The following is a 24,800-nucleotide window of genomic DNA, read 5'->3' on the forward strand; positions in this document are numbered from 1 at the left end:
GAGGTGCGGTAGCGGGCGCTGTCGCCGGCGCGGGGCTGGGTTTGTAATCGATCGGGTCGACCCCAGCATCGGGAGCGGGACGCGGGCGGGAGCGGGCGGGCCGGTCGGGCTGGTTCGCGGTCATCGGATCACCTTTCGCATCACTTCGCTGTATGCCTCTCGTACCGGCGTCCCCTTGCGGTAGGCGCCGTACCACTCCCCCGCCATGCGAACCTCGGGGACGATCGCCAGGTGCGGCACGATCGGCTCGATGATCGGCGCGAGCTCGCGCACCTGGTCGATCGCATCCTGTTCGGCGTAGGAGAGAAAGCCCGTCCCGTCACGAGTCATCGTGACGCCGGCCTCTTCGATCCCGGTCGCCGCTCCCAGCCGCGCCATGCTGCGCCTGAACGCCTCTACGGTGCGCTTCGCACCAGTCACTCCATCGATGCCCGAATCGGACGCCGTAGCGGCGTACAGCACCCGATCCGAGGCGTGCAGAGCGGAGAGGGTGAGGGGGCCGCCTTGGCGGTTCGCGCAGTCGATCACCACGACGTCGGCGTCGAGGTCGACCAGCGACGCCTTGAGCCGTAGCTCGGCGTAGTCGTCGCGCTCGCTCTCGCGGTTGCTGAGGTCGCGAGCGGAGGGGATCACGCGCAGCAGCTCGTGCCAACGGCTCGGCACGGCGAGATCCTGCGCCCAACCGGTGGGCTCTTCCTTGGCGCCGAGGATCGCTCCGACGTGCAGCCCCTCCCCCACCGGCTCGGTGCGCGTCCACTTCGTCGATGCCGCACGGGGGTCGAGGTCGATGAGCACCGTGCGATGTCCGGCTTCGGCCGAGGTCATCGCCACCGATACCGCCGCGGTCGTCTTGCTGACTCCGCCCGCCTCGCTGTAGACCATCACGGTTTGCATGCTTCCATCCTACCTTCTAGCTAGCCTTCCAGCTAGCTTTCTTTCTGCCTATCTGACTAGCTAGCTTTCTAGAACGAAAGCTAGCTACCGCTCTTGCTTCGTGGCGCCTCGCCTGGGGTTCTTACGACGCGAGTTTGCTGGTCCGCACGGGCGCGGACTTGCCGAGCTGGTCGATGCGTTGGCGGCTGACGCCGAGCGCTGCCGCTGCGGCCTCGGCGGGGTAGCCCTGGGCGCGGAGCGCTCGAACGGCGTCACGGCGGAGTGTGGCAGCTCGTGCCTGCTGTTCGCGGGCGGCCTCCTCGGCGGCCGTGCTGTCTTTCCAGAGCTGGGCGACGTCTTCGGGGATCACGACGTCGACCTCGACGGTTACCGAGTCGTCATCGAGCCAGGCTGCTGCGAGTTCGTGAGCGGCCTTCTCGATGCCTCGGAAGGTTGTTGCCGCGCCGGTCGCGATGATCGTTCCGCCTGCGGGGGAGGGGCTTGTGAGTTCGGGGATCTCGATCGTCCACCACCCGTCTTCGTCTCGGAAGGCGCGTGCGGCGAGCTGGCGCGTCATGCGTTCTCCCTCTCTCGGTTCTCGACGGTTGCGGCTTTGATGCTGGCCAGGATGGTGCGGGCGATCTCTTCGCGACGCATGTGCGCGGCGATCATGTCGAAGGCGTCGTTGCCGTAGGCCTCGATCCCTGCCTCGCCCACGTCCTGAACGCGGTTGCCCTCGTGGATCGCGAAGTTGTGCACAGCCTCGCGGAGCACTGCGAGAGCTTCCGCGTCGTCGACGCTGAGTGACAGGCCGAACTCGTCGATGGTGACTGCGGTGGTCATGGGGGCTCCTCTCAGTTCCAGCTGCTCGGGGTGTCGTCGAAGACGTTCTGAATCTGTCGCACGATGCCCGCCGATACCTCGCCGCCGTGGGCGGCAACCACTAGCGTCATAGCGCCGTCTGGCGATTTCCACGTCTCGTGACTGCCTTTGGTTCGCACGTGCTCCCAGCCCTTCGAGCGCAGGAACTTCGCTACGTCCCGGTGCTTCTGTCGCTTGGTCATAAGACTATGCTAGTCCCCCTAGCACCGCAATGCAAGGGGGGCTAGCTGATTTCTTCGGATTCGAACGGGGTGCCGCAGATGCCGCAGATGATGGGGCCTGCCTCGATGACGGTGAGAGAGGCGCGGATCTTCCGCCCGCATCCGCAGACGACGGCGGCGCCGTTGTTGTTGCTCTTGCGTCCTCCGCCGGTGGCGATCGCTTCGGCGCGGCGGTGAGCGGTGATCGCGGTGTGCAGGGTCGCGATCGTCTCGGCGTATTCGGCTTCGGTGTGACGGGGGAGTGTCGTCACGCTCCATCCGATGCTCTGATCGTGCTCGATGGTGAGCCCGAGGCCTTCGGCAATGCTCTTGAATCGCTGGTTGTGGTAGCGGCCCTGACGGCTGGTGTCCTGGATGCCGCGGGGCTGTGCGGCCGCGTGTGCGGCCTCGTGCAGCAGCGTCGCGAGCACGGACGCGGCGCCCCCGGCCAGGCCCTCACCGCCGACGAACAGCTCGTGCAGCTCGTCCTCACCGCGCACCCATCGCGCTGCGGCAAAGTGTCCGAGCTTCATCCCCTTTGCCTCGCTCCCGCTGCCGATCGTGACGACGACCTCGGGAACCTCGGGGTGACGTTCGCGGATATCGGCCCACGCCTGCTCGATTGCGGCGACCAGGGGAGCGGCGACGGTGGCGCTCATGCGTTCACCGCCTCGGGGTCGATCTCCGCGATGAGGTCAGGGCGGAACCCGGACCATGCCGAAGTGCCGGGGACCTTCACCACGGGGAGGCGGGTGAACCCGAGGGCTCGCAGCTCCTCGGCCGCGCCCTCGCGCAGCTCGTCGACGTCAACGATCCGGTAGTCGATGCCGTGATCGTCGAGGGCTCGATATGTGGCGTTGCACTGCACGCACCCCTCACGGCTGAACACCGTGACCCGGCCTGTGGTTGTTGCGCCCATGATCTTCTCTCCTCCCCCTCACGTTTTTTTGCCGTGAAGGCGACTTGTCGCCGCTAGGGAGGACGGCCTGAGCGCAAGCAGCGGAGGAGAGAATTTCGGCGCGAAATAAGGGAGCGCAGCGACCGCGTGCCGAAAATCTCGGGGGAGTCGCTTGCGCTCAGGCTGGCCGACCGTATGCTGCCGAAGGCTTCACGGCAGAAAAGGGTGCGCCCGGAGGGCGCTGGGCTGCGGCCGCATCGCGGCCGTCGGCTACGGGCGAAGCCCGCCCAGCGCCCCGGGCGCTGGCTCAGGTCTGCGAGCCGCCGGTTTCGGCTGGCACATCTTCGGCCGGGGCCGCGGGCTCCGGCTCACTCGCTGCCGGCGCCGCCTGAGCGCCGGCAGGGATCGTGGGGGAGGGGAGCGCCCGGAACGGCGCGATCGCGCCGCCCTGGACAATCCAGAACTGCCCCACGGCCGCTCGACGCACGTCATCGGGTGGAATGACGTAGGTGTGTTGAGCTCGCGCCGATCGCAGCTCCTCACCGGTCGCCGCGCCCGACGATTCCAGCCGCATCGCCGTACCGGCGAAGGTCACAATGTCCTCGGGGTCTTTCGAGCGGCCCACGATCAGGGCGGCACCGCTTGCGAGCGCGCGCCGTCGCCGCGTCTCGTCCTGCGAGACACCGGCGACGGACTGCGCCGCGAGCCACAGCCCGAGGCCCGCGGACCGCGCAGTTTCGAACATCGATGCGGCAATGTCGCCGGGGTCGCTGTCGTCGGTGACGAGCTGGGGGAACTCGTCGACGAACACCACAGCGGGTGTCTTGTCTCTGCGGGCGAGCCTTGCGCTCATGTAACGGCGGAGGTCGACGAGCATCAGGTCGCCCACGGTGGCCTGGGCTCGGTCGGAGGGGGCGAGGGGAACGATGGTGAGATCCGCGGTGCGGTTCTCGAAGCTCCACCCCGACGCCGCCAGGTGCGGCTCCAGCGGGCCGAGGGCCAGCAGCAGCCGGTCCCGCACCCGGAACACGCGGGGCGTGCCCTGCTTGTCGACGGGCGCGGTGAGCATCGCGAACTGAGCCCCGTCGCGCACGTCCTCGGGCGTGATGCTGCTGAGCCGGGTGAACAGGTCGCGCATGCCCGTGAGCGGGCGGAGGCTCTGAATCGCGTTAAGCACCGATTCCACCTCGTCGTTGTAGAACTGGCCATCGCCCGAAGACTGAGGAAGGGTGCGCATCAGCTTCGTGGTGATCTCGGCCGCGGTCCCGGTGAACAGATTCCACGGTTCACCGACGAGCACGGAGTGCCCACGAGACGCCGCGACGGCGGCGAGCTTCTCGGCATCGTCGGGGTCGCCCTTCGCATCGATGAAGAACACCGGCCACCCCACCTCGAGCACGGCCAAGATCGCATCGTGCAGCAGCACGGACTTACCCGAACCGCTCTCCGCGAACAGCAGCACCCGCTGAGCGCCGGCACTCTCAGGCAGCACCACGTAGCGGCCGGCGGGGTCGGTCCAGTCGGGAACGCGGCGGGTGTCCTGCATCCGGTCACCGAAGGTGCGGATGGTGGGGCGCTCGATCATTCCGATGCCCTGCAAGGTCACCTTCTCCCGGCCGCCGCCGTTGCGCGGTCGCGTCGACGGCACGGGATGCGGGGCGACGATCGTGGTCCCACCGGGCAGCGCCGTCAGCGCTCCCGTGTGTGAGTCCAGCCTCAGACCGAGCTTGCGGGCGGTGACGATATCGGCCGCCCGTTTGCGGGCGCTCTCGATGTGCTCCTGGGTGAGCACATCGGGGATCTTGCGTGCGCGCACCAGCTCCGCGAGCTGGCGGCGGCGCCAGGCCCACGCGACCGGCAGCAGTAGCGCGCCCAGCAGCAGGTTCACCAGCAGGATCGGCCACCACTGCCCGAGCAGGGCAGCCGGCCATCCCTCGTTCTGCACGAAGGCGCGAGCCTCGCCGCTGACGATCCACCCCGTCAGGGCGATTCCCTCCCACGTCAACGCGACGGCGACGATCACGATCGCCGCCGTGTTCACCCACGGGTGCCAGCGGTGAGTGACCCAGAACCAATGACGCTTAGCTACCCGGTTACCCGTTACCGCGACAGCGAGGAGAGGCACGGCGAGGGGAAGGAAGACCAACACCAGAACGGCCCCCAGGCCGATCTTGATAATGGCGAACAGCGCCTCGGTCAGCGCGTCTGTGGACTGCGGTTGTTGGGCGTTCTGCTGGCTCATCAGTCGCGACCTCCCCATACCGGCAGGGTCGGCGCCGGCAGTGCCGGCGGCGCCTCTGCGGCTCCGTCCTCGATGCCCCGACCCTCGGTCGGGGCGGTGTTCGACGATGCCCAGAGGGCATCGAGATCTTCCATGATGTGGCCCCGCTCGTCGAGCGCGGCCACGGTTACCAGGCGGTCGCGGACCGCCGGGTGAACCCACTTGTCCGCCTCCCGGGAGACGGCCCGCATCGCTGCTGACGTGCCGACGTACACGACCCGCTCGACACCCCCGGTGAGCCACCGAGCGTGACCGAGGAGGATGCTCTGGTACCGCGCCAGCGTCTTCGCTGTCAGCTCCACTTCGACCCGTTCGACGCGCTCCCCGCGGCGGGCGATTCCGTCGGCCGCGTGTTCCCTCGTCGATGCGGGTTGGCGGTCCCGGCTCCACGCATAGCCGGCAGCCATGAAGCGTGCTGAGATCGCGGCCACCGCGACCTCGTGACGGGTCGTCGCACGGAACAGGTTCGGTGCAGCTCGACCCGACATCGCGTGAGAGAGCCAGACGACCGAGCCATCGCGAAAGATCGGCCGAGCCTTCTCGATCACGCCGGCCTCGACGCCGCGCGCGATCCACTGCTGAGCCCGCCGTGCAGTCACCGGCTCGCTCCGTCCATCAGCAGCAGCCAGAGCCCACCGCAGCGCTTCCGCATCTGCCAGCCGCACCTCTCGCAGCCACTCGAACAGCCGCTCATCCCGAGCCGTTATCTGCACCGCACACCCACCCTCACCACCACACAATCCCTTCCATCTTTGGAACTGCCCTTGTCCTGCCGTCCCCGCCAGAACTTGCCAACCTCCGTCCCGAACAGAGTATCTGCTGAGGGCCGGAGGTTGGGAAGCGCGAAGCGTGGCGGGGACGGCAGGACAAGGGCAAACAAACCGAATTGGTTCGTTTACCTATTCGCTCTGAGTGAATACTCAGACGAATAGGCGTGGGGTGCTCGTTCGCTTCGGGAACTGCTGACGCATCGCCGCGATCACGGCGTCGATCTCGGCCGCCTCGGCGGCGATCTGCTGGCGGCGCGCCTGCTCTGCGGCAGCTCGTTCCTGAGCGGCCGCGATCCGCTGCTGACGCTCCTGAGCGACCTGCTCGAACGGTGCCAGCTCATCGGCGGAGATCGCTCGATCCACGAGCCAAGCGAAGTAGCCCAGCGGGTTCCGCTGGGCGCCGCTCGACGCCACGTGCAGCCCCGCCGAGCGGCTGTGCCGCTCGATCTGATCGACGATCTGCTGCGCGGTCCAGCCTCGCTCGACCAGCTTCAATCGGTCGACGAGACGGCACAGCCGGCCGATGTGCTGCTGCTCTCCGAGCCACGGCATCCGCTGCACGAGACGAGCTGCGAGCTGTTGCACGGCCAAGCTCCGAGGCGTCCCCTCGATGGTTCTTCTCGTCATTGCGGGGCGCCGCGGAGCGGTGCCCTTCCGAGCGCGCATCGCGCGCGTTGGTGATGATTCAGGAAGGTGACTTACCTGCTCTCCTGACGGAGAGACAGGTAGGTGGACATTCTCCACAGATTCGGGTTTCGCCGGCGTCGACGTCGAGCGCGCAGGCGGGGGAGTGGAGGGCATCACCAGCGCCCGCGTCGAGGCCGCGCGCACCTGGTCGCCGCCGTGAGCGCGCCGGGCCCGCTCACGCTCCTCGTTCGTCAGATACCGGCCGCCCACAACCGTCACCGCGAGCCCCATCGCCTCCAGCAGCAGCCGCGCCCGCTGCACCGTCTTGGCGCTCATGCCCAGCCGCTCTGCGACCGTCTCGTGAGCCGTCGTGACGTCCCGGCCCGTCGACCGATCGGCCGACATGCGATCGTCGTACGCGACCCGCAGCAGCGTGCCCGGAGCCACCCGAGCGGCACGCCGCAGCGCCTCGCCCTCGGGCGTGGCCAGAGCGTCCATCACGGCGTCAAACCACGCGTTACCCGATACCCAAGCCCGCAGCGGCGCGTAGGCCCCAGAGGGCGCCGGCAGAGCCCACGACCGCGTGGACTCGTGCGACACGCCCGTCTCAATAGCTCTCGCGCTATGGCTAGTTGGGTCGCTGTGCGTTAAGGTGTGCACATACCTTCCTCCCGTCAGGTAGGTACGCCAAAGGCCCGCCACTCGTGGCAGGTGTTTGGGACTATCGATCCGCTAGGTCGCCAAACTCATCGGATCGGACTTGACTCTTTCGCCCCTCGCATCTGCGGGGGGCGAAGTCTTTTATGCGACGTCGCTGATAGGCAGCTCCCCGTCGTGTGGTTCGGGCTGAGGTAGCCAGTTCGGCACGCCACGGTCGCTCAGATCTTCCTCAAGATGAGCGACGACCGCCTCGAAGAATCCCGCGGAGGACATACCCGCCTGCGCGGCGATCTGATCGAAGCGGCGCTTGCGCTCTTCCTCCACGATCAGTGACAACCGGGCCGACGCTACGCGCGTGCCTCGGGGGATCTGCCGTCTGGTCATACCGGCGACGATAGCGGTGTCAACACCACGTGTCAGCGAACACGCCGAACGAAGTGCTGTTAACACCACTACTGACACGTACGTGTCAACTGCTCAAGCTGCCGGCGCCGGCGGCACCGGGGGAGCACGTCGGCTCAGAACGCATCAAGGGTGCTGCGCAGATTCCTGCGGAATCCCGGCGATGCCGGCCCTTGACCCGCTCCGACCCGACGTGCGGGCGGCAAGTGTCAGCCGATGGCGAGGCATCGGCTGACAGGCCGAGGACCGCAGAGAGGATCACGAGCGATGAGCATTCACGTCACGGTGTACGGGGCCGAGGGCTGCGGGAGCTGCGCGAATACATACACGGCGCTGCGCCTGGCCGGTATTGCCTTCGATCTCATCGACGTCAACGCCGCGGGCCTGGTCGACGAGCTGCGAGCCGCCGGCATTTGTGAGCTGCCGCTAGTTGTCACAGACAACGGCGACAGGTGGACAGGTCTGCGCATCGACAAGATCGTCGAGCTGCGCCGCGGCCGCGGCGATCGCTAGGCCGGGTTCTCGATCGCTCAGAGGCGCTAGCTGCCCATCCGGGGTTGTCCGCCCACGCTGCCGCGCACCGCTTGCGAAACATACTCTGACCTGGGATTTATACCGATAATCTACGTTATGTCAGTTTCGAACCATGGCGCTCTTCCGAGCCGCCGGTGAGAAACGAAAAAAACGGATGCGGTGTGCCGAACTGAGCGACAAGAACAGCGACATACTGGCGTCGTGCTGATCCTCTACCCGGACACCAACGCTTTCCACGCAGATCTGCTCATACTGCGCCCCACGAGCCGCAAGCTGATCAACGCGCTGTTGCCAGGACAGGTCGAGGTCGCTCTGTCACCCGTTGTTATTGCTGAGGCAGAGCGGCAAGCGAGGGAGTTTGGACAGGACACGGTTCGAGCACTTCAAGCCCCCCTCCGAGACCTACCGCGAAAGTATGGCAATCACGTACCGACAGACGATTACGTGGCCACCGTGGATGCCCTGTCTACCTACGTGCTGCAGGCATCATCGCGCGCGCTCGGCCCGCTGCTCGAGCACTCCGCATGCCACGTGCGTCCCTGGCCGCTGACATCGAGTGAGGAGCTAGTGCGGCGCGAACTCGAACGAAGAGCGCCGACCTCACTGAAGGGCGCGCAAACCGTGGGCCTTCGGGACACCATCATCTGGCACGGCCTAGTCGACCTGATGCAGACGCTCAGCGACGACGACGAGGTGCTGTTCATCTGCGCGGACGGAGGCTTTCTTTCAGACGGTAATCTTGCCCCCTCCCTTGTTGAGGAGCTCGAGCAGCACTGGGTCGACCCCGGGCAACTACGAGTCGTCGACCGCCTTGAGAAAGCGATCGCGGAGGTGGAGGAGCGTCGCGACTTGTTGACGCGCCAGGAACGCATCGCGATACAAGCCGTCATCGACCACCTAGCGGACTTCGAGGGAAAGACCTGGGCGTACGTGGATGCGTCGAACGAGGCGCCGATGAAGTACGGGGTGCAAGAGGGCTTGGTCGTCGCTGTCGACTCGATCAACATCGAAAGGACGGTCGGGGTTCCGCCAGAAACGGTGGAGGCGACGGCGGAGATCACCATCTCTGGATTCATGCGCACCGATGAGTACCTGCAGGAGTACTCCGACGCCGTGGAGTGGATGCAGGGTGAGTACTCCGACCCGATGATCGGTGTGGACTTCACCTCCACGGTCGCCCTCGAGGCGGAGGTGACGATCACCCCCGGCGGCGACGATGCCTGGATCGAGGACGAAACCTTACGATGGGTCGAATGAGCCCCAGGCGTACCTCACGCGTGGGAAGATGCGGCCGTGCTCGCGTTGATGACGATTCCCACCAACAGGATCAGCGATCCAGTCACGGTCTATGTCGTGCCGTTGATTCTTGCCCTCCTGGGAATCATCGGAGTGGCCATCGGTGCTTGGATAGCGGCACGCAGCGCCCTCCGAAGCCGACTCATGGATCTAAACGGCGCGGAGGCAGCGTCGGAACGCGCGTTCGGCATCCGGGCTGTGGCCATCGTCACGAACCTCGGAATCGCGACCCACCACCTCATTGAGGATCTTCAACAGCGGGGGCAGAAGATCGCCGCTGCTGCGGACGGCCGTCCTGTCACTGTGATGCTCGGCTTAGACCCCGTGCGCTCCAAGCAGATAGAGCTGCTTACTGACGAGTGGCGTTCGGTCCTCGCCGAGGCGCAGTTCTACACGACGGGGAAGCTGGCCGAGGCCCTGTACGCGTTCGATCAGCAGCGCGACATCGTCGTGAAGAGTTTGAACGGGGCCACTCGTGCGGAGGACCTTGCGGCGGCGGCGGATGCGTGCGCGGTTTGGCGTGAGTATCACGCCCGCCAGGTCTACCGGCTGTTCCAGATTGACAAGATCCAAGGCCGCGCGCGTATCTACCGGATCGCACACGTGCGGCGGCTGCGCCATCTCGCGCGATCGCTAGATAAGGCTCTCGTCAACTCGATGAAAGAGGCCGACCGCTTGGTGCAATCCGTCGACGATCAGTACGGTGCACCACTATCGCAAGCGGACAGTGCCCCGGATGGCGGACGACGTACCCGCCCCCAAGTGTGATGCGACATCACGCCTGCATAGCCGTAGGCGAGCACCATCAATGCTGCTCGGACTTCTCCTCGTCAGCGCAGTGTTGATGGTGATCGGCGTGATCAGGTCCTCTCACGCCCGCGGCGGCTGAGGTGGAGGGCGCTTCTTTGACCGCGTGACCCGGCGGTGGACGGTTCCTGCCCTCGCCGTCCTGGCGGGTTGTCATCATCGGTTGCATCTTGCTGTTCCGGTGACGCGGTGAGGTCGCGGACGGCAGTCGGGCAGATCGGCCGCCCACCGACCGAGTCGGGCGTCCAGCGTTCTATGACGCGCGGACTGGCCGGCGTGATTCCCGGTGGCTCTTAATGAGGAGAGCGATGCCCCGCCGGACGAGCTCGGATTCCGTCAGCCCTGTCTCTTCCTCGATCGCCTCGAGCTCATGCGCGTCGGCTTCGGGAACCCGGCCCTTGACGATCTTCGTTGGGGTGCGCTTCTCACCGACACGCGGACGCCCCCGCTTGATCTCGGCGTTGACCTTCTCCAGAGAGCCATACTGCTCGACCAGGAAGTCCCGCCCAATCTGGGCCGCAGCGGCGCCGGTATGGATTGGTCCGACGACAGACACGGGCTGCGCGGGGTCGGCGTATGCCGCGCTGGCCGCTTCGTAGTCACGGGTGCTCATGATTGGTTTTCCTCTCGCAGCTTGCGGAACTTCGGGCCAAGCGGCATCACGTGGAACACCTTCGCCTCTCGCCCAGAACCGTCTTCCCAGACCTGCACAATCACTTCGATCTCGCGTGCCGTCTGCGCATGTGCCGGCCCAATGAACAGCCGGTCAACGCTGCCATCCCCCCGGTCCGTGAGCAGCGCCGTGAAGGTGGCGTTCAGCATCGCGTATATCGCATCACCCCGGGGAACCCCGTGCTTCTCAGTCGAGGGCTCCCATCGCGGCGTCATGTGTCGACTCTACCATAAAAATGGGACACAAAAAGGGGGCCGCAAATGACGGGCGCGCTGTCGGATCGCGGGGACAGCGCTGCATGTGCAGCCGCGGCAGCTGCTCGACTCGCCCACTGAAGGGCCGCGCGAGATCTCTCGCAACTGACCAATCGAACGTCGGACAGGTGCTTCGCTGCGCCTCGCCCGCCCACACCAGCACTACGGTTGCGCTCATGGAACCTGGGGTTGTTTGGGCGATAGTCGGCGTCGCGGTCACGGTGATTGTCGGTTTCTACACCGTGATCACCTACTACCGAGCCAACCCTAAGAGGCGCCTCGAGTACGCGGTCGAGGTGGTGCGCTTAGTGGCGGCGCCGACCGCGATCGAAAACCTCGACGTTCGAGTGAACGGGTTACAGATTCAGGATCCTCATCTGGTCACGCTGCGCCTGTTCTCAAACAGTCGGGCTGATATCCCGTCCGGATCGTTTGACGATGGACGGCCGCTGGTGTTCCGTGTGGAGCCCGGTGGTGCTCTACTGCTCTCGGAGACGGACGATGGCATCCGCTTCGGAGGTTCCTCAGGACACGGTTTCGAATGGGCGACGTTCCCCATCACTCCCCAACTGATCAAGAAGCGAGCATCCGGGTCCATCACATTCGTGAGCGCCGGCAAACCCAGAATCGTCATCGAGGATCGCGCCCCCCTCATCGACATTGAGGTGCGACACGTGCGTCCCTCGCCTGAGAACGCGGGCAACCCCTTTGCCCCTAGACGACTGCTGCTCGCCAGCATTCCGGCGTTCGCGGTTGGGGCGGCCGCCCTCGTAGTGGCGGCGATGGCCACCTTCGCGCTCGACGTCGTTATGCAGGTGGGGTTCAGGAACTAGGCCCGGAATCAGCGCCTCTTAGGCATCCCCGGACAGGGCACGGCGTACGCTCGACGCCCCCACACCGAGCACTCGGCCGATGCTCTCCCAGCTATGTCGTTCGGCGCGCAGCTGGCGAGCCGTCGCGATGCGCTCCGGTGTCATCACGCTTGGCCGGCCACCAACCCTCCCCTGCGCGCGCGCGTACTCGAGGCCGCGTTGGGTGTTGTCGCGGATCGTGTCGACGCGCAGCTGCGCGAACACGGCCACGATCCCGAACAATGCGCGGCCCATAGGCGACGTCGTGTCGATCATCGGCTCTGTGAGGCTCACGATGTTCACCTGGCGCGCGTCGAGGTCCTGCAGCGTCTCGATCAGGATGCGCTCACTGCCGGCGAGACGATCGAGCCGGCGCACTTTCAACGTGTCCCCCGGCCGCAGATAGTCGAGGCACGCAACCCACTGCGGGCGATCGGTGACGCGGCTCGATTCGCCGTGGTCGACGAAGACCCTCTCGCAGCCAGCGGCGCGGAGCTCGGCGGCCTGAGCGTCTGGGTTCTGCTCCCGCTTCGAGACTCGGGCGTATCCGACTTCATGTGCCATGCCGAAAACGGTACTGCCGAGGTTCCGGCGCGATTAGGTTTCGGCAGGGGGTTTCGGCGGATCCATCTTCGGCGTGTCGCGCCTGTGAATAACAGCGCTCCGTGGCGGCGTTCTGACTTCGCTACGTGACGTGTCTACAGCAGCTCGGTTCTCGCAGGGCTCAGGTCGGGGCTGGGCCGCCTTGCTGGAGGGATGCTCGTCGGTGGGACTTCAGAGTTTTGCGCAGAAATGTCGCTCTCGGACTAGTTGCCATCACGCAGAAGAGGTCACAGCTGCGATACCGGTGCGTGCGGATGGCGTGACAGGTGCTGGATGCATCACAGTCGTACGTAGGCGGCGCCTGCCCATTGTTGTTGAGCGAGGTAGCCCACGGCCGCGGCAACGGTTGACACCCCCTCGAGCAAAGAATCAGCGTCCACGTCTTCTCGGCTCATGCTGTTCTGACACGCCAGCACCTGTACGCCCGCACTGCGGATCGTTGCGACGAGATCGTCTCGATAGGCACCGTCCGCGACCAGGCCCCGCACCGCGCCGCCCTGGACGACGAGCTGCACGATGCCGTCGGGACTGAGATCGTCAACGGCGTTTCGGGCAACGCGCAGCGCGGCGGTGAGAACCGCGGCGTCCTCGGCGAAGACGTGGATGACGAGCGTGTTTCGCGTGGTCATCAGGCGAGGGAGAGGAAGAGCTTTTCCAGCTCGTCGGGGTTGGTGACGTTATCCGCCTCCGGCGTGGTCATGCAGTCGCGAAGAGCGGTGGAGATGACGAGGAAGCCGGCCCGATCCAGAGCTTTAGAGACGGCGGAGAGCTGCTGAACGACGTCGCGGCAGTGTGCGTCGTTTTCAACGGCGCCGATCACCGCGGCGAGCTGTCCTTGCGCACGCTTCAGACGGTTGAGCACCTTTCGCTTCGCCTCCTGATCGTGCAGCAGCGAGTCAGGGCCTTGCGGGTCACTGCCCATGAGCGGTTCCTTCCGTCGAGTTGACAACAACTATACCCCCCGGAGTATCCTGGGCGTCCAGGTTCAGATATACCCCCTGGGGTATCACCGGAAAGGGAGAGAACATGTGTCGAGCTACGAAGTGCCGGACCTGTGGGAAGACGACGTGGGCGGGCTGCGGCCAGCACGTGTCTTCGGTACGCGCGTCGGTGCCCGCGTCGCAGTGGTGCAATGGCAACCACACGCGCGGTGAGGTGCAGGCTGCACAGTCGAAGCAGGGCGGGTTCTTCTCGCGCCTGTTCGGGCGGTGACCGACGATGGCCACCACTGAGCTCACGAACGAGACCTTCGGCCCGGCCGTCCAGGCAGACGGGATCGTCCTCATCGACTTCTGGGCGGCCTGGTGCGGCCCGTGCCGCTCGTTCGCTCCGGTATTCGAGGCGGCGTCGGAGAAGCACCCCGACATCGTGTTCGCGAAAGTGGACACCGAAGCGGAAGCTGAGTTGTCCTCGGCTCACCGCATCACCTCGATCCCGACGCTGATGGTGATCCGCGATGGCGTGCTGGTGTACAAGCAGCCCGGTGCTCTGCCTGCCCCGCAGCTCGAGCAACTGATCACCAAAGCCCGCGAGCTGGACATGGATGATGTCCGCCGCCAGATCGCGGCTGCCGAGACGGCTGCCTGACCGTGTGCGCTCAAATCACCTGCCCCTCCTGCGGCAAGCCCACGTGGGCCGGCTGCGGCCAACACATCGACGACGCCCTCGCCGACGTTCCCGAAGACCAGCGCTGCACCTGCGCGCACTGACCCCGCGAAAGCAGATCCCCGTGCTCCTCGAACGCTTGTATGACGACGACCTCGCGCACGCCAGCTACCTGATCGGTTGCCAGCGGAACGGTGAAGCGATTGTGGTCGATCCCCGCCGCGACGTGCAGGTCTATCTCGACCTCGCCGCGAAGCATGGCATGACCATCACTGCCGTCACCGAGACTCACATCCACGCCGACTACCTCTCCGGCACCCGCGAACTCGCTGCCCGCACGGGAGCGACGATGTACGTCTCCGCCGAGGGCGGGCCCGACTGGCAGTACGGTTCCGGATTCGATGACGCCACCCGGATGGTGCACGGTCAGCGCATCACCCTCGGCAACATCGCCCTCGAAGCAGTGCACACCCCCGGCCACACCCCCGAGCACCTTTCCTTCCTCGTCACCGATGGAGCCGCCACCTCCGACCCGGGCTACTTCCTCAGCGGCGACTTCGTCTTCGTCGGCGACATCGGCCGCCCCGACCTGCTGGATGAAGCCGCCGGCGGTATCGACACCCGCTTCCAGGGCGCGCGCGATCTGTTCGCCAGCCTTCGCGACCGTTTCCTCACCCTCCCGGACTACGTCCAGGTGCTCCCCGCACACGGGTCCGGCTCGGCCTGCGGCAAGGCCCTCGGCGCTGTCCCCACCTCCACGGTCGGATACGAGCGACGCTTTGCCTGGTGGGCACCGTACCTGGCCGCCGGCGACGAGCAGGGCTTCATCAACTCCCTCCTCGATGATCAACCTGATGCGCACGCCTACTTCGCCCGGATGAAGCGGCAGAACCGCACCGGGCCCGCTCTGCTGGGCAAGCTCGCACCGCTGCCGCAAATCGACGCCTCCGACCTGTCCGCTGCGCTGGAGGAAGACAGCGTCATCCTCATCGACACCCGCCACCACGCGCAGGTACACCAGGGCACCGTGCCCGGCGCGCTCAACGTCCCCGGCGAAGCGAAAGCCGCCAGCTACGCCGCCTGGGTCTACGACCCTGAGACGGAAACACGCCCCCTCGTCATTCTGGCCGACTCGACTGACGCGGCCGGGCGGTTCCGCGACCACCTGCTGCGGGTGGGGATCGACGCTGTCCACGGCTTCACCGACACCCTCGACGGACTGCGGCTCGTTCAGCCGAAGACCATCGCCCCCACGGACATCGACCAGGTGGAGCACGCCCTCTTGCTCGATGTGCGCAACCGCACCGAATACAACGCGGGACACATCCCCGGTGCCGCCCAACTCTCCGGCGGTCGCGCTCTCTGGCACACCGATGAGCTCCCCAGCTCGGGCGTCATCCTCACTTACTGCCAGAGCGGCGTCCGCAACAGCGTCGTCGCCAGCGCCCTGCGTCGAGCCGGTCACGACGTCATCGAGATCGACGGCAGCTACCGCGCCTGGCTCGCCGCAACGGCGCAGCCCGCCGCGAACGCCGCCTGACCCCTCGAGGAGCCCGACTGACCTTGCCCATCATCACCGCGATGATCCTCGCGACCGTGGTCGGCGTCGCGCTCGGGCTCCTCGGCGGAGGCGGCTCAATCCTCGCCGTCCCCGTCCTCACCCTGATATTGGGCATGGGAACGCGAGAGGCGATCGCGTCTTCGCTCTTCGTGGTCGCAGTGACCAGCGCCATCGCCGTCCTGATACGCGCGCGAACGGGGACCGTGAAATGGGGGGTCGGTGTCGCGTTCGGGGCGACAGGGATGCTCGGCGGGCTCGGCGGTGCATCTCTGGGGCGGTTCGTGCCCGACTCCCTCCTCGCCATTCTCTTCAGCGGCATCATGATCGCCACGGCACTCGCGATGATCCGCGGCCGTCGCACACCCGCCCCACCCGAGCGACCTCGCGCGCGCAGCTCTCATGTCCTGCGCGTCGTGATCATGGGGGTGTCTGTGGGGTTCCTCACGGGGCTGCTCGGGGCGGGAGGTGGTTTCCTCATCGTCCCCGCGCTGCTGATCTTCGGTCTGCCCATCGCCGCGGCCACCAGCACATCACTCCTCGTCATCGCACTGAACTCCACCGCAGGACTCGCCGCACAGGTGTTCGCCACCGCGATCCCATGGGAAACCGTTCTTCCTTTCACCGCCTTCGCCGTTGTCGGCTCCGTCGCCGGGATGCTGCTCGCCAGAAAGTTGTCCGCCCCCACGCTCCGCAAAAGCTTCGGCTTCTTCGTCCTGGGCGTGGGCATCATCATGCTCACAGCGACGATCCTGCGCCTCGCACCTCTTCTATGACCCTCCGGGAATCGCTCATGTCCGTCACCCCCGCTGTCGTCCTCCCGCGCGTTGGTGCCCTCATCGAGGGCTACCAGGGGCCTGTCATCGATGAACGTGCGGTCCGGATCGCGGCCGGTCTCCTGCTGACGCTCGGACTTCTCGCCGCCACCGCCGCACTCGCGTTCGGGACGACTCGCCCGCTGCAGATGTTCGGAATGTTCTTCCTGCTCGACATGCTGACCCGTCTCCTCGTCAGTGATCGGTTGTCGATCACCCTGGCGTTGGGACGACTCGCGAGCCGCTCCCACTTCCCGCGCTGGGTCGGCGCCCCGCAGAAGGCCTTCGCGTGGTGGCTAGCCGTCGGCATCGCCACAGTCTCATGCGTCGCGCTGGGCTCCGGCGCTATCCCCCTCCAGGGGGTACTCGCCCTGTGCGGTGTCTGCTTCATCCTCCTAGCCCTGGAAGCGATCTTCGGCTGGTGCGCGGGCTGCCACCTCCACCGCCGTCTCAGCCGACACCCCACACATCACTGCGCCGACCGCTCCTGCAACCTCTAACCCCAAACCCCCGAAAGGACCCCATGCGTCGCTTCGCCCTCGTTACAGTCACCGCACTCGTCGCCGCCTTCGCGCTCACGAGTTGCACCGCGCCGACCACCGCCCAACCTGCGGTTAGCTCGGATGCGATCGTCATCGACGTCCGCACACCCGCCGAACACGCCGAAGGGCATCTCGATGGGGCACTCCTGCTCGACGTCACCGCCGGCGAGCTGCAAACGGCAATCCCTGACCTGGACCCCCACGCCGACTACGTCGTCTACTGCCGTTCAGGTCAACGCGCCGCAGCCGCCGTCGACCTCATGGAGGACGCAGGCTTCACCCAAGTACGCAACCTCGGCTCGCTCGCAGACGCCGCAGCCGCGACGGGGCTACCGGTCGTTCAGACCGATTGAACCCTTCACCCACGCTCCAACAGCGGAGGATCGGCGCGCGCCTCAAAAACCAGTAGCTTTCTGAGACGCCGGACCAAGTGGCCCTCGACAGCGCCCCTTTGCCCGAAATCTCGGGATGCGCGTCGTCTCAGAAAGGCGTCTCGCCATAATTCGTCTCAGCAGGGGTCATAAAGGGTGTTTCCGAGTCAGAATGGGCTCGTGAGGCTTCTCGGATACACGCGCGTGAGTACGTCGAGTCAGGACGCGCAGCTGCAGCTCGACGCGCTCGTTGCTGCCGGGGTGCAAAAGCGCGACGTCTTCGCGGATGTCACCTCGGGGAGCAAGACCGCGATCGAGCGGACCGGGATGAAGAAGCTCCTCGAGTACGCCGAAGACGGCGACACCGTCGTCGTCTGGCGAGTCGACCGCCTCGGCCGCTCCCTGATCGACGTGCTGAACACCGTGAATCTGCTGCGCGAGCGCGGCGTGCAGGTGCGGTCGATCTCGGATGGCATCGATCCGTCGACGTCGACGGGCCGGCTGATGTTGAACATGTTGGCCACGCTCGCGGAGTACGAGCGGGAGCTCATCGTCGAACGGGTCAACGCCGGCATCGCAGCCGCCCGAGCGAACGGGACCCGGTTTGGCCGGCCTCTGTCGGACCCGGTCGTGATCGCGGACAAGCTCGCGATTGCCGCGGATGCGCGAGCGCGCGGCCGCACCGCCGAGGACGCCGCTCGTCTCGTCGGGTGGAGTCGCGCGACGCTCTACCGCCATCAGCAGGTCCATGCGGCCCGCGAGAGCGCAGCGATGTAGCGGCTCATGGACGGCCTCGAGCGGTGGCGGATCCTCCGACTTCACGTCGAAGATCAGATCCCCCTCGCGGCCCTCGCCCGCGAGAGCGGCATCGGCACGCGGACGCTCCAACGCTGGCATCAGCTCTACGAGAAACACGGGCTCGCAGGACTCGACGACACCGCACGAAGAGACAAGGGCAGCCGACGCACTGACCCCGCAACCGTCGCCGCCATCGAGCGGCTCGCCCTGACCCGGCCTCGTCCGTCAATCGCGACGCTGCATCGACTCATCGTCGAAGAGTGCCTACGCGAGAGTAGGCCGGCGCCGAGCTACGCGACCGTCCGAGAAATCGTGCAGGCCCTCGACCCCGCACTCGTCACCCTCGCGTTGGAGGGTCCCGCGTCCTACCGCGATCGTCACGAGCTGGTGTTCCGCCGTCGCGCACAACGGCCGAACCAGATCTGGCAGGCCGACCATACCGAACTCGACATCCTCATCATCGGCGCGAACGGGAAGCCCGACCGGCCCTGGCTGACAACCGTCATGGATGATCACTCCCGCGCGATCTGCGGATACATGGTCTTCACCGGAGCGCCCTCGTCACTGAACACCGCGCTCGCGTTGCGGCAGGCGATCTGGCGAAAGACCGACCCCGCGTGGGCGATGTGCGGAATCCCCGATGTGCTGCACGTCGACCACGGCTCCGACTTCACCAGCCACCACCTCGAACGCACCGCCATCGAGCTGCACCTACGGCTCATCTTCTCGACCGTCGGCAGGCCCCAGGGGCGCGGCAAAATCGAGCGATTCTTCGGCACCATCAACACCGAAGTCCTCCCAACCCTCCCCGGCCACCTCGGCCCCGGGAACCGCAACCCGCAGCCCGTGCTCGACCTCCCGGGCCTGGACCGAGCGATCGGCGCCTTCATCGCGACCTACAACCAGCGCACCCATCAGGCGCTCGGCATCTCCCCACGCGACGCATGGGTCGCGGACGGCTGGATACCCCGCATGCCCGACACCCTCAACGAGCTCGACGGCCTGCTGCTCACCGTGCCCACGCATCGGACCGTGCAACGAGACGGCATCCACTTCCAAGGCCAGCGCTATCTCGCGACCACCCTCGCACCGTTCGTCGGACACGCAGTCACCATCCGCTACGACCCCCGCGACCTCTCCGAGATCCGCGTCTACGACCACGGCACCTTCATCTGCGTCGCCGTCGACGAAGCCCACCCCAACACCCGCCTCAGCCTCCGAGACATCGAAGCCGCCCGCCGCGCCCGCCGCCACGAACTCCGCCGCACCATCAACGACCGCATCCCCACCATCGCCCACCGCGAAGAACCCCACCTCGCGGACTCGACCCCGCCCAAGAAACGACTCCGCACCTACGAGGAGGAGTGATGACCCAGAGCTTCATCGTCACGAAGGAACACCGCCGCTTCACCGAGTTCGCGAACGCGGTGAAGAAGGAACGCACCATCGGCATCTGCCACGGTGACGCTGGAGTCGGAAAGACCAACTCCGCCCGCCGCTACGCCAACTGGGACACCCTCCAGCCTTTCATCACCGCGTGGGGCCCGAGGAGCGAGGACGACGCGAAACACTACGCGCTCGCGCATCGCTCCCGCACCGTGTTCTACACACCCGAGGTCCTCCCGCGACCCAGAGACCTCATGGGAGACATCAGCAGATGGCGTGTCAAAGTCGGCATCTGTATCGACGAGCACCTCCGCACCATCGGGAAAGTCACCGGAGTGAACACCGCCGACACCACACGGTGGGTCGAACTGCTCATCGTCGACGAAGCCGAGCGCCTCACGCCCACCGCGCTCGAGCTGCTTCGCGACGAACACGACCGTACCCATCTCGCGATCATCTTGATCGGCATGCCCGGCATCGACCAACGCTTCCGCCACTACCCCCAGCTCTACAGCCGCCTCGGGTTCTCCCACCGCTACCGCGCCCTTGGCCGAGACGAACTCCTCTTCGTCCTCGACCGACACTGGACACGCCTCGGACGCACCCTCAACCCAGACGACTTCACCGACGCCCAAGCCGTCGCCGCCATCGAACGCATCACCCGCGGAAACTTCCGCCTCCTCGAGCGCTTGTTCCCCCAGATCAACCGCATCCTCAAGATCAACGAACTCGAGACAATCACCGACGACGTCGTCGAAGCCGCCGCCAGCGTACTCGTCATCGGGAGCTGACCGGCGCCACCGAACGATCACAGAACACCGCCATCAAGCGAGCAACTCCACATGTCGCGCCGCTGCTCGTCGACGTCGACGAGCCCGCCGTAAACGATCGTTTTCGGCGAACCGGCCGCCAGCCGGTTCCGCTAGGTGGTTCCTCTGCAGGCGCGACCGACACGCCGCCCGAGACCAAGCAGTGTCGGGCCCCTCGCATAAAATTTGGAGCGTGATCTTCACTTACTAAGTCGGCGTGCGAGCCCTTTCTCGAGCCGAGACAGGAGCTGCCATGCGAACCGACATCCCACAGGCCAAACGTTCCGCTTTGGCAGAGGAACTCCGGGCCATCCCGCCTAGCGTGCTGAAGTTGTTGAAGATCCCCACGGATCTGATTCCGATGCTCGACGCGGTGACGGCTACCATCCACGATCTCCTCGCGGACGGGGACCCGCGGCGATGGGAACAACGACTCGCGGATGCGATGCAGTACTTCGAAACCGCCGACTTCGAAAGCAACCTCGAGACCCGCCTCGAAGCGATCGCTCGATGGCTTGATGCAGACGGGCAGGAACAGCTGAAGGCCACGGTTGAGCGATATGCGCGCCGGTTCAAGAACGGTAGCTTGCCGCGGTTTCTCGAGCGGCTTCTGGGCGCCGGCCGCTATCGGCGATTGAAGCAAGCAGCAGAGAGGGACTGGGCCCTCTGTCTCCTGGGCATGCGCAGAGTCCTTCGGATCGCTCTTCCCTTCGCCCAGGCGCTTGAGGACGCGTTCGCTCCTCTTAGCGCTCAGGAACGTCTCCCCATTTCGAAGACCTCCACTCAGCAGGATGCGGCCTACTTGCGGACTCTGCTGAAGATCGACGACATGATCGACGGTTTCCTAGAGAACCGTTCGATGGACTTCTCCGGTCTTGGATACCCCGCCCGCTCGACTGAGCTCAACATCCTCGATATCGGCCTCGGCGACCTGATCCGTTCGCTTCAACAGCTTCTCGACGTCGATATGGAGACGCACGCTGCAGAACTGAGCGACATCCTGCGTCGCAAGTTCCGAGGATTTGAGCAGGCGCTCGTCAACTCCGACGACGGCGTCGGCCAGGCCGCGACTAGCCTCATTGAGCTCATCGACCGTCTTCTACGTACCGCCTTCTCTACCGCGGAGGTACTCGCTTGGGTGCGGGCGCATCGGCCCGATGACGCATCACTGACATACCAGAAGGATGGGAAGGTGCTGCCTGCTAAGAGGGCGGAGGTTCTCTGTTTCGCGCATGCCGGGCAGGCGCCCACTGAAGGTTCTCAGCTCAACGATGTCCTCGCGAGCAGCATCATCAAGGTGAGGTCGGCCGCACAGAAGATCAAACACGCCGATCGCGGCACGCCTGAAGAGGCCGAGCAGCTTCGAGCTCTGATGCAAGCTGCGCGGGGGGCGCTTGTTTTCTTGCTGCGTGTCAGCTGGGTCAAAGGCACCGACCGTTACGAGAACCTACAGCTCAAGTTCGCAGCTGCCGCGTAGGGATGCACAGGCTGCGACACGGACACGGCAACGCGATCGAACTTTGTGAGCTACCCCTGCGGTGCAGCTTCACTATCCCGCGCCGATAACTGAGTCACCTGTTCGACGTCGGATACTACGAACGCCGCCACGTCTACGGCCGCTCCCCGAGCCACGGCGCGCCCGTCAAGAACCATCGTTCTCGGCGGGTCTCGAATCAGACTTGGGAAAGCTGCTCCATGAACTCGTCGGCCATGGCGACTTGTCTGCTGAGCTTTTCTCGCCGCTCCGCGGTCTCATCACGGATCGCGTCGAGTCGTTTCCGAAGGTCGACGTCGTTCGGAGACGCCGCGAGGGCGTCAACGACGTCCAGTAGCTCACGCATTTCATCGAGGGTGAACCCGAGTGGCTTCATCCGGCGGATCAGCAGGATGCGCGCGATATCGGCCTCGGTGTAGAGCCGGAACCCTCCCTCGGTGCGGGCGGATGGGGTGACGAGCCCGATCTCGTCATAGTGACGCAGGGTCCGGGAGGACAGCTCGGTGCGCTCGGTGACCTCACCGATGCGGGCGGTTTCCTCGTGCATCGCGGCCGCATCCTTCCTGATTCGACAGCAAACCTCACGTTACGTTACATTTGAACTCTCACGTAACGTGACGTTTGGCCCGGGGCGCGATCCTCCCCCTCCCCATTCTTCTGCGTCGGGCAGCCGGCGCCGCGCTCACGGGCGCACCCTCATCGACCGCTCTCCTGGGGAGAGCTCTACCCATGGAGGCATGTTGACTGCTGTCAGCCCTGCGCGCGATAACAAAGCGCGGTACCGAATTGAACCGACTGTGCTGCAAGCGCTGCGCAGCCCGAAGCTCCTCACCCGTGAAGTCCTCGCCGGCCTCGTTGTGGCTCTGGCTCTGATCCCCGAGGCGATCGCGTTCTCGATCATCGCGGGCGTAGACCCCCGCGTCGGGTTGTTCTCCTCGTTCGTGATGGCCGTGGCGATCGCGTTCCTCGGTGGCCGGCCCGCGATGATCACCGCCGCTACGGGCGCGATCGCGCTCGTCATCGCTCCCGTCGCTCGTGAGCATGGGATGGACTACTTCATCGCGACCGTTCTCCTCGGCGGGCTCATCCAGATCGTGTTCGCCGTTCTGGGCGTGGCCAAGCTGATGAGGTTCATCCCGCGGTCGGTGATGGTCGGGTTCGTGAATGCGCTGGCGATCCTCATCTTCACCTCGCAATTCCCCCAGCTGTTCGGGGCGAATATTCCGTGGCTGGTCTACCCACTGGTCGCCGTCGGCCTGGTGATCATGTTCGTGATGCCCCGGTTCACCAAGATCGTCCCGGCACCGCTGGTCGCGATCGTGCTGCTCACCGCCGTTGTCGTCACTACAGGGTGGCTCGTCCCCAACGTGGGCGACCAGGGCCAGCTCCCCGACAGCCTCCCGGCCCTGTTCATTCCCAACGTCCCCCTGAACCTGGAAACGCTGCAGATCATCGGCCCGTACGCACTGGCCATGGCCGTCGTCGGGCTCCTCGAGTCCCTCATGACCGCGAAGCTCGTCGACGACATCACCGACACCCACTCCCGCAAAACCCGCGAAGCATGGGGCCAGGGCGTCGCGAACGTCCTCTCCGGAGCGTTCGGCGGCATGGGCGGTTGCGCCATGATCGGCCAGACCATGATCAACGTGAAAGCATCCGGTGCCCGCACCCGGATCTCCACCTTCCTCGCCGGCGTGTTCCTGCTCGTCCTGGTCCTCGCCCTCGGCGGCGTCGTCGCCATCATCCCGATGGCAGCCCTCGTTGCGGTGATGATCGTCGTCGCGATCGCCACGTTCGACTGGCACAGCATCCGCCTGAACACCCTCAAGCGAATGCCCAAGAGCGAGACCGCGGTCATGCTCATCACCGTGATCGCGACCGTCTGGACGCACAACCTCGCCATCGGCGTGATCCTCGGCGTCATCGCCGCGATGATCATGTTCGCCCGCCGCGTCGCACACTTCGTCACCGTCACCCGCACCGTCGACGACACCGCAGCGATCCCCACCGCGTACTACATGGTCGACGGGGAACTGTTCTTCGCGTCCAGCAACGACCTGACCACCCAATTCGAATACAACGATGACCCCGGACGAGTCATCATCGACATGACCCGCTCACACGTCTGGGACGCCTCCACCGTCGCCGCCCTCGACGCGATCGTCACCAAATACGAACACCTCGGCAAAACCGTCCACATCGAAGGCCTCAACGACACCGCCACCGCCTTCCACGGACGCCTCACCGGCAACCTCGGCGGCAGCCACTGACCCAACCCGAAAACGCCCGCCGAAACCAGGTCCCGAACCACGTTTCCGGCGGTCGTTTCAGCGCGCTGCGTCTGATGACGCTCGGAGGCCCGCACGCTCAGACGTGCGGGCCTCCGTCATGTATGGCGTGCTGCTACGTCAGACGAGCTCGCTCACGAGCTGCTCGATGCGCGCGCGGATGTCGTCGCGGATGGGGCGAACGGCGTCGATGCCCTGCCCGGCGGGGTCGTCGAGCTTCCAGTCCTCGTAGCGCTTGCCCGGGAAGAAGGGGCACGCGTCGCCGCATCCCATCGTGATGACGACGTCAGAGGCCTGCACCGCCTCGGTAGTGAGCACCTTCGGCTGTTCCGCCGTGATGTCGATGCCGACTTCGGCCATCGCCGCGACGGCGACGGGGTTGATCTGGTCGGCGGGCATCGACCCGGCGGAGCGGACCTCAATGCGGTCGCCGGCGATGTCGCGGAGGAAACCGGCGGCCATTTGCGAGCGACCTGCATTGTGGACGCAGACGAAAAGGACGGAGGGCGTGGTGTCAGTCAT

The 24,800-nt window shown here is 65.8% G+C and carries 32 protein-coding genes; 14 read left to right on the top strand and 18 right to left on the bottom strand.

What is annotated here, in order from left to right; all coding sequences use genetic code 11:
- Positions 1 to 120: 120 nt before the first annotated feature.
- From ACLBWJ_RS15470 to ACLBWJ_RS15515, 10 genes are all read right to left on the bottom strand, one after another.
- Positions 121 to 894: a ParA family protein gene (locus tag ACLBWJ_RS15470; protein WP_114587667.1), complete on the bottom strand. Its 774-nt coding sequence runs from the start codon at positions 892 to 894 to the stop codon at positions 121 to 123.
- 121 nt (positions 895 to 1,015) lie between these two features.
- Positions 1,016 to 1,450 carry a hypothetical protein gene (locus ACLBWJ_RS15475; protein WP_447660690.1) on the bottom strand — a complete coding sequence of 145 codons (435 nt, stop codon included), beginning with the start codon at positions 1,448 to 1,450 and terminating at the stop codon, positions 1,016 to 1,018.
- Positions 1,447 to 1,716, bottom strand: a complete 270-nt coding sequence (locus ACLBWJ_RS15480) for a hypothetical protein (protein WP_447660691.1) — start codon at positions 1,714 to 1,716, stop codon at positions 1,447 to 1,449. Before ACLBWJ_RS15480 ends, ACLBWJ_RS15475 begins: the two co-directional genes overlap by 4 nt.
- Before the next feature lie 11 nt (positions 1,717 to 1,727).
- Complete coding sequence (locus ACLBWJ_RS15485) at positions 1,728 to 1,937, bottom strand: type II toxin-antitoxin system HicA family toxin (protein ID WP_447660692.1); 210 nt, start codon at positions 1,935 to 1,937, stop codon at positions 1,728 to 1,730.
- Positions 1,938 to 1,978: 41 nt separating this feature from the next.
- Entirely contained in the window at positions 1,979 to 2,614 is a 636-nt protein-coding gene (locus ACLBWJ_RS15490) for a hypothetical protein (RefSeq protein WP_447660693.1), read from the bottom strand.
- A complete protein-coding gene (nrdH, locus tag ACLBWJ_RS15495; RefSeq protein WP_447660694.1) occupies positions 2,611 to 2,874 on the bottom strand; it encodes a glutaredoxin-like protein NrdH in 264 nt (87 codons plus the stop codon). Before nrdH ends, ACLBWJ_RS15490 begins: the two co-directional genes overlap by 4 nt.
- A gap of 286 nt (positions 2,875 to 3,160) precedes the next feature.
- Positions 3,161 to 5,095 carry a hypothetical protein gene (locus ACLBWJ_RS15500; RefSeq protein WP_447660695.1) on the bottom strand — a complete coding sequence of 645 codons (1,935 nt, stop codon included), beginning with the start codon at positions 5,093 to 5,095 and terminating at the stop codon, positions 3,161 to 3,163.
- On the bottom strand, positions 5,095 to 5,847 hold the full coding sequence (locus ACLBWJ_RS15505) for a hypothetical protein (protein ID WP_447660696.1): 753 nt from the start codon (positions 5,845 to 5,847) through the stop codon (positions 5,095 to 5,097). The genes ACLBWJ_RS15500 and ACLBWJ_RS15505 overlap by 1 nt, the downstream gene beginning before the upstream one ends.
- Before the next feature lie 207 nt (positions 5,848 to 6,054).
- A complete protein-coding gene (locus tag ACLBWJ_RS15510) occupies positions 6,055 to 7,032 on the bottom strand; it encodes a hypothetical protein (RefSeq protein ID WP_447660697.1) in 978 nt (325 codons plus the stop codon).
- Between the two features lie 300 nt (positions 7,033 to 7,332).
- Positions 7,333 to 7,575 (bottom strand): hypothetical protein, encoded by a 243-nt coding sequence (locus ACLBWJ_RS15515; protein ID WP_162815385.1) that lies wholly within the window; start codon positions 7,573 to 7,575, stop codon positions 7,333 to 7,335.
- A gap of 285 nt (positions 7,576 to 7,860) precedes the next feature.
- Here ACLBWJ_RS15515 and ACLBWJ_RS15520 point away from each other — a divergent pair, with 285 nt between their 5' ends.
- The 3 genes from ACLBWJ_RS15520 to ACLBWJ_RS15530 all read left to right on the top strand — a co-directional run bounded on the left by ACLBWJ_RS15520 (position 7,861) and on the right by ACLBWJ_RS15530 (position 10,191).
- Complete coding sequence (locus tag ACLBWJ_RS15520) at positions 7,861 to 8,106, top strand: glutaredoxin family protein (RefSeq protein ID WP_447660698.1); 246 nt, start codon at positions 7,861 to 7,863, stop codon at positions 8,104 to 8,106.
- Positions 8,107 to 8,328: 222 nt separating this feature from the next.
- Positions 8,329 to 9,384, top strand: coding sequence for a PIN domain-containing protein (locus ACLBWJ_RS15525; RefSeq protein ID WP_447660699.1), 1,056 nt, complete (start codon positions 8,329 to 8,331; stop codon positions 9,382 to 9,384).
- 36 nt (positions 9,385 to 9,420) lie between these two features.
- Positions 9,421 to 10,191 (top strand): hypothetical protein, encoded by a 771-nt coding sequence (locus tag ACLBWJ_RS15530; RefSeq protein WP_447660700.1) that lies wholly within the window; start codon positions 9,421 to 9,423, stop codon positions 10,189 to 10,191.
- 292 nt (positions 10,192 to 10,483) lie between these two features.
- Here ACLBWJ_RS15530 and ACLBWJ_RS15535 read toward each other — a convergent pair whose 3' ends face one another.
- Together ACLBWJ_RS15535 and ACLBWJ_RS15540 are read right to left on the bottom strand one after the other, a co-directional pair.
- Complete coding sequence (locus ACLBWJ_RS15535) at positions 10,484 to 10,843, bottom strand: hypothetical protein (RefSeq protein WP_447660701.1); 360 nt, start codon at positions 10,841 to 10,843, stop codon at positions 10,484 to 10,486.
- Positions 10,840 to 11,118: a hypothetical protein gene (locus ACLBWJ_RS15540; RefSeq protein ID WP_447660702.1), complete on the bottom strand. Its 279-nt coding sequence runs from the start codon at positions 11,116 to 11,118 to the stop codon at positions 10,840 to 10,842. The genes ACLBWJ_RS15535 and ACLBWJ_RS15540 overlap by 4 nt, the downstream gene beginning before the upstream one ends.
- 215 nt (positions 11,119 to 11,333) lie before the next feature.
- Between ACLBWJ_RS15540 and ACLBWJ_RS15545 the strand changes: the two genes are divergently transcribed.
- Complete coding sequence (locus ACLBWJ_RS15545; RefSeq protein ID WP_447660703.1) at positions 11,334 to 11,990, top strand: hypothetical protein; 657 nt, start codon at positions 11,334 to 11,336, stop codon at positions 11,988 to 11,990.
- A gap of 18 nt (positions 11,991 to 12,008) precedes the next feature.
- On the opposite strand, the gene ACLBWJ_RS15550 is transcribed toward ACLBWJ_RS15545, so the two are convergent.
- The 3 genes from ACLBWJ_RS15550 to ACLBWJ_RS15560 all read right to left on the bottom strand — a co-directional run bounded on the left by ACLBWJ_RS15550 (position 12,009) and on the right by ACLBWJ_RS15560 (position 13,533).
- On the bottom strand, positions 12,009 to 12,572 hold the full coding sequence (locus ACLBWJ_RS15550) for a recombinase family protein (RefSeq protein WP_447660704.1): 564 nt from the start codon (positions 12,570 to 12,572) through the stop codon (positions 12,009 to 12,011).
- A gap of 317 nt (positions 12,573 to 12,889) precedes the next feature.
- Positions 12,890 to 13,240 carry a DsrE family protein gene (locus tag ACLBWJ_RS15555; RefSeq protein WP_016463911.1) on the bottom strand — a complete coding sequence of 117 codons (351 nt, stop codon included), beginning with the start codon at positions 13,238 to 13,240 and terminating at the stop codon, positions 12,890 to 12,892.
- Positions 13,240 to 13,533 (bottom strand): metal-sensitive transcriptional regulator, encoded by a 294-nt coding sequence (locus ACLBWJ_RS15560; RefSeq protein WP_016463910.1) that lies wholly within the window; start codon positions 13,531 to 13,533, stop codon positions 13,240 to 13,242. Before ACLBWJ_RS15560 ends, ACLBWJ_RS15555 begins: the two co-directional genes overlap by 1 nt.
- A gap of 296 nt (positions 13,534 to 13,829) precedes the next feature.
- Between ACLBWJ_RS15560 and trxA the strand changes: the two genes are divergently transcribed.
- The gene (gene trxA / locus ACLBWJ_RS15565) at positions 13,830 to 14,198 is read left to right on the top strand and encodes a thioredoxin (RefSeq protein WP_016463909.1); all 369 of its coding nucleotides are present in this window, start codon (positions 13,830 to 13,832) and stop codon (positions 14,196 to 14,198) included.
- 10 nt (positions 14,199 to 14,208) lie between these two features.
- Here trxA and ACLBWJ_RS15570 read toward each other — a convergent pair whose 3' ends face one another.
- Positions 14,209 to 14,475, bottom strand: coding sequence for a hypothetical protein (locus ACLBWJ_RS15570; RefSeq protein ID WP_232212106.1), 267 nt, complete (start codon positions 14,473 to 14,475; stop codon positions 14,209 to 14,211).
- Between ACLBWJ_RS15570 and ACLBWJ_RS15575 the strand changes: the two genes are divergently transcribed.
- The 8 genes from ACLBWJ_RS15575 (at position 14,356) to ACLBWJ_RS15610 (ending at position 21,972) form a co-directional block, all read left to right on the top strand.
- On the top strand, positions 14,356 to 15,756 hold the full coding sequence (locus ACLBWJ_RS15575; RefSeq protein ID WP_232212098.1) for an MBL fold metallo-hydrolase: 1,401 nt from the start codon (positions 14,356 to 14,358) through the stop codon (positions 15,754 to 15,756). The two genes, ACLBWJ_RS15570 and ACLBWJ_RS15575, sit on opposite strands and share 120 nt — an antisense overlap.
- 23 nt (positions 15,757 to 15,779) lie before the next feature.
- Positions 15,780 to 16,550: a sulfite exporter TauE/SafE family protein gene (locus ACLBWJ_RS15580; protein WP_016463907.1), complete on the top strand. Its 771-nt coding sequence runs from the start codon at positions 15,780 to 15,782 to the stop codon at positions 16,548 to 16,550.
- A gap of 17 nt (positions 16,551 to 16,567) precedes the next feature.
- Positions 16,568 to 17,089 carry a DUF4395 family protein gene (locus ACLBWJ_RS15585; protein WP_036282995.1) on the top strand — a complete coding sequence of 174 codons (522 nt, stop codon included), beginning with the start codon at positions 16,568 to 16,570 and terminating at the stop codon, positions 17,087 to 17,089.
- Positions 17,090 to 17,112: 23 nt separating this feature from the next.
- Positions 17,113 to 17,484 carry a rhodanese-like domain-containing protein gene (locus tag ACLBWJ_RS15590; RefSeq protein ID WP_016463905.1) on the top strand — a complete coding sequence of 124 codons (372 nt, stop codon included), beginning with the start codon at positions 17,113 to 17,115 and terminating at the stop codon, positions 17,482 to 17,484.
- A 198-nt stretch (positions 17,485 to 17,682) separates the two neighbouring features.
- On the top strand, positions 17,683 to 18,279 hold the full coding sequence (locus ACLBWJ_RS15595) for a recombinase family protein (protein ID WP_036282733.1): 597 nt from the start codon (positions 17,683 to 17,685) through the stop codon (positions 18,277 to 18,279).
- A gap of 6 nt (positions 18,280 to 18,285) precedes the next feature.
- On the top strand, positions 18,286 to 19,668 hold the full coding sequence (locus ACLBWJ_RS15600; protein ID WP_164515510.1) for a Mu transposase C-terminal domain-containing protein: 1,383 nt from the start codon (positions 18,286 to 18,288) through the stop codon (positions 19,666 to 19,668).
- On the top strand, positions 19,668 to 20,477 hold the full coding sequence (locus ACLBWJ_RS15605) for an AAA family ATPase (RefSeq protein WP_016463902.1): 810 nt from the start codon (positions 19,668 to 19,670) through the stop codon (positions 20,475 to 20,477). Before ACLBWJ_RS15600 ends, ACLBWJ_RS15605 begins: the two co-directional genes overlap by 1 nt.
- A 271-nt stretch (positions 20,478 to 20,748) precedes the next feature.
- Positions 20,749 to 21,972, top strand: a complete 1,224-nt coding sequence (locus tag ACLBWJ_RS15610) for a hypothetical protein (RefSeq protein ID WP_447660705.1) — start codon at positions 20,749 to 20,751, stop codon at positions 21,970 to 21,972.
- Between the two features lie 196 nt (positions 21,973 to 22,168).
- Here the strand turns inward: ACLBWJ_RS15610 and ACLBWJ_RS15615 are convergent, their stop codons facing one another.
- On the bottom strand, positions 22,169 to 22,537 hold the full coding sequence (locus ACLBWJ_RS15615) for a MerR family transcriptional regulator (RefSeq protein ID WP_447660706.1): 369 nt from the start codon (positions 22,535 to 22,537) through the stop codon (positions 22,169 to 22,171).
- 190 nt (positions 22,538 to 22,727) lie between these two features.
- On the opposite strand from ACLBWJ_RS15615, the gene ACLBWJ_RS15620 reads away from it, so the two are divergent.
- Positions 22,728 to 24,260 carry a SulP family inorganic anion transporter gene (locus tag ACLBWJ_RS15620; RefSeq protein ID WP_447660707.1) on the top strand — a complete coding sequence of 511 codons (1,533 nt, stop codon included), beginning with the start codon at positions 22,728 to 22,730 and terminating at the stop codon, positions 24,258 to 24,260.
- 138 nt (positions 24,261 to 24,398) lie between these two features.
- On the opposite strand, the gene ACLBWJ_RS15625 is transcribed toward ACLBWJ_RS15620, so the two are convergent.
- Positions 24,399 to 24,800 (bottom strand): arsenate reductase ArsC, encoded by a 402-nt coding sequence (locus tag ACLBWJ_RS15625; protein ID WP_447660708.1) that lies wholly within the window; start codon positions 24,798 to 24,800, stop codon positions 24,399 to 24,401.

Source organism: Microbacterium sp. M4A5_1d (genome assembly GCF_053345465.1).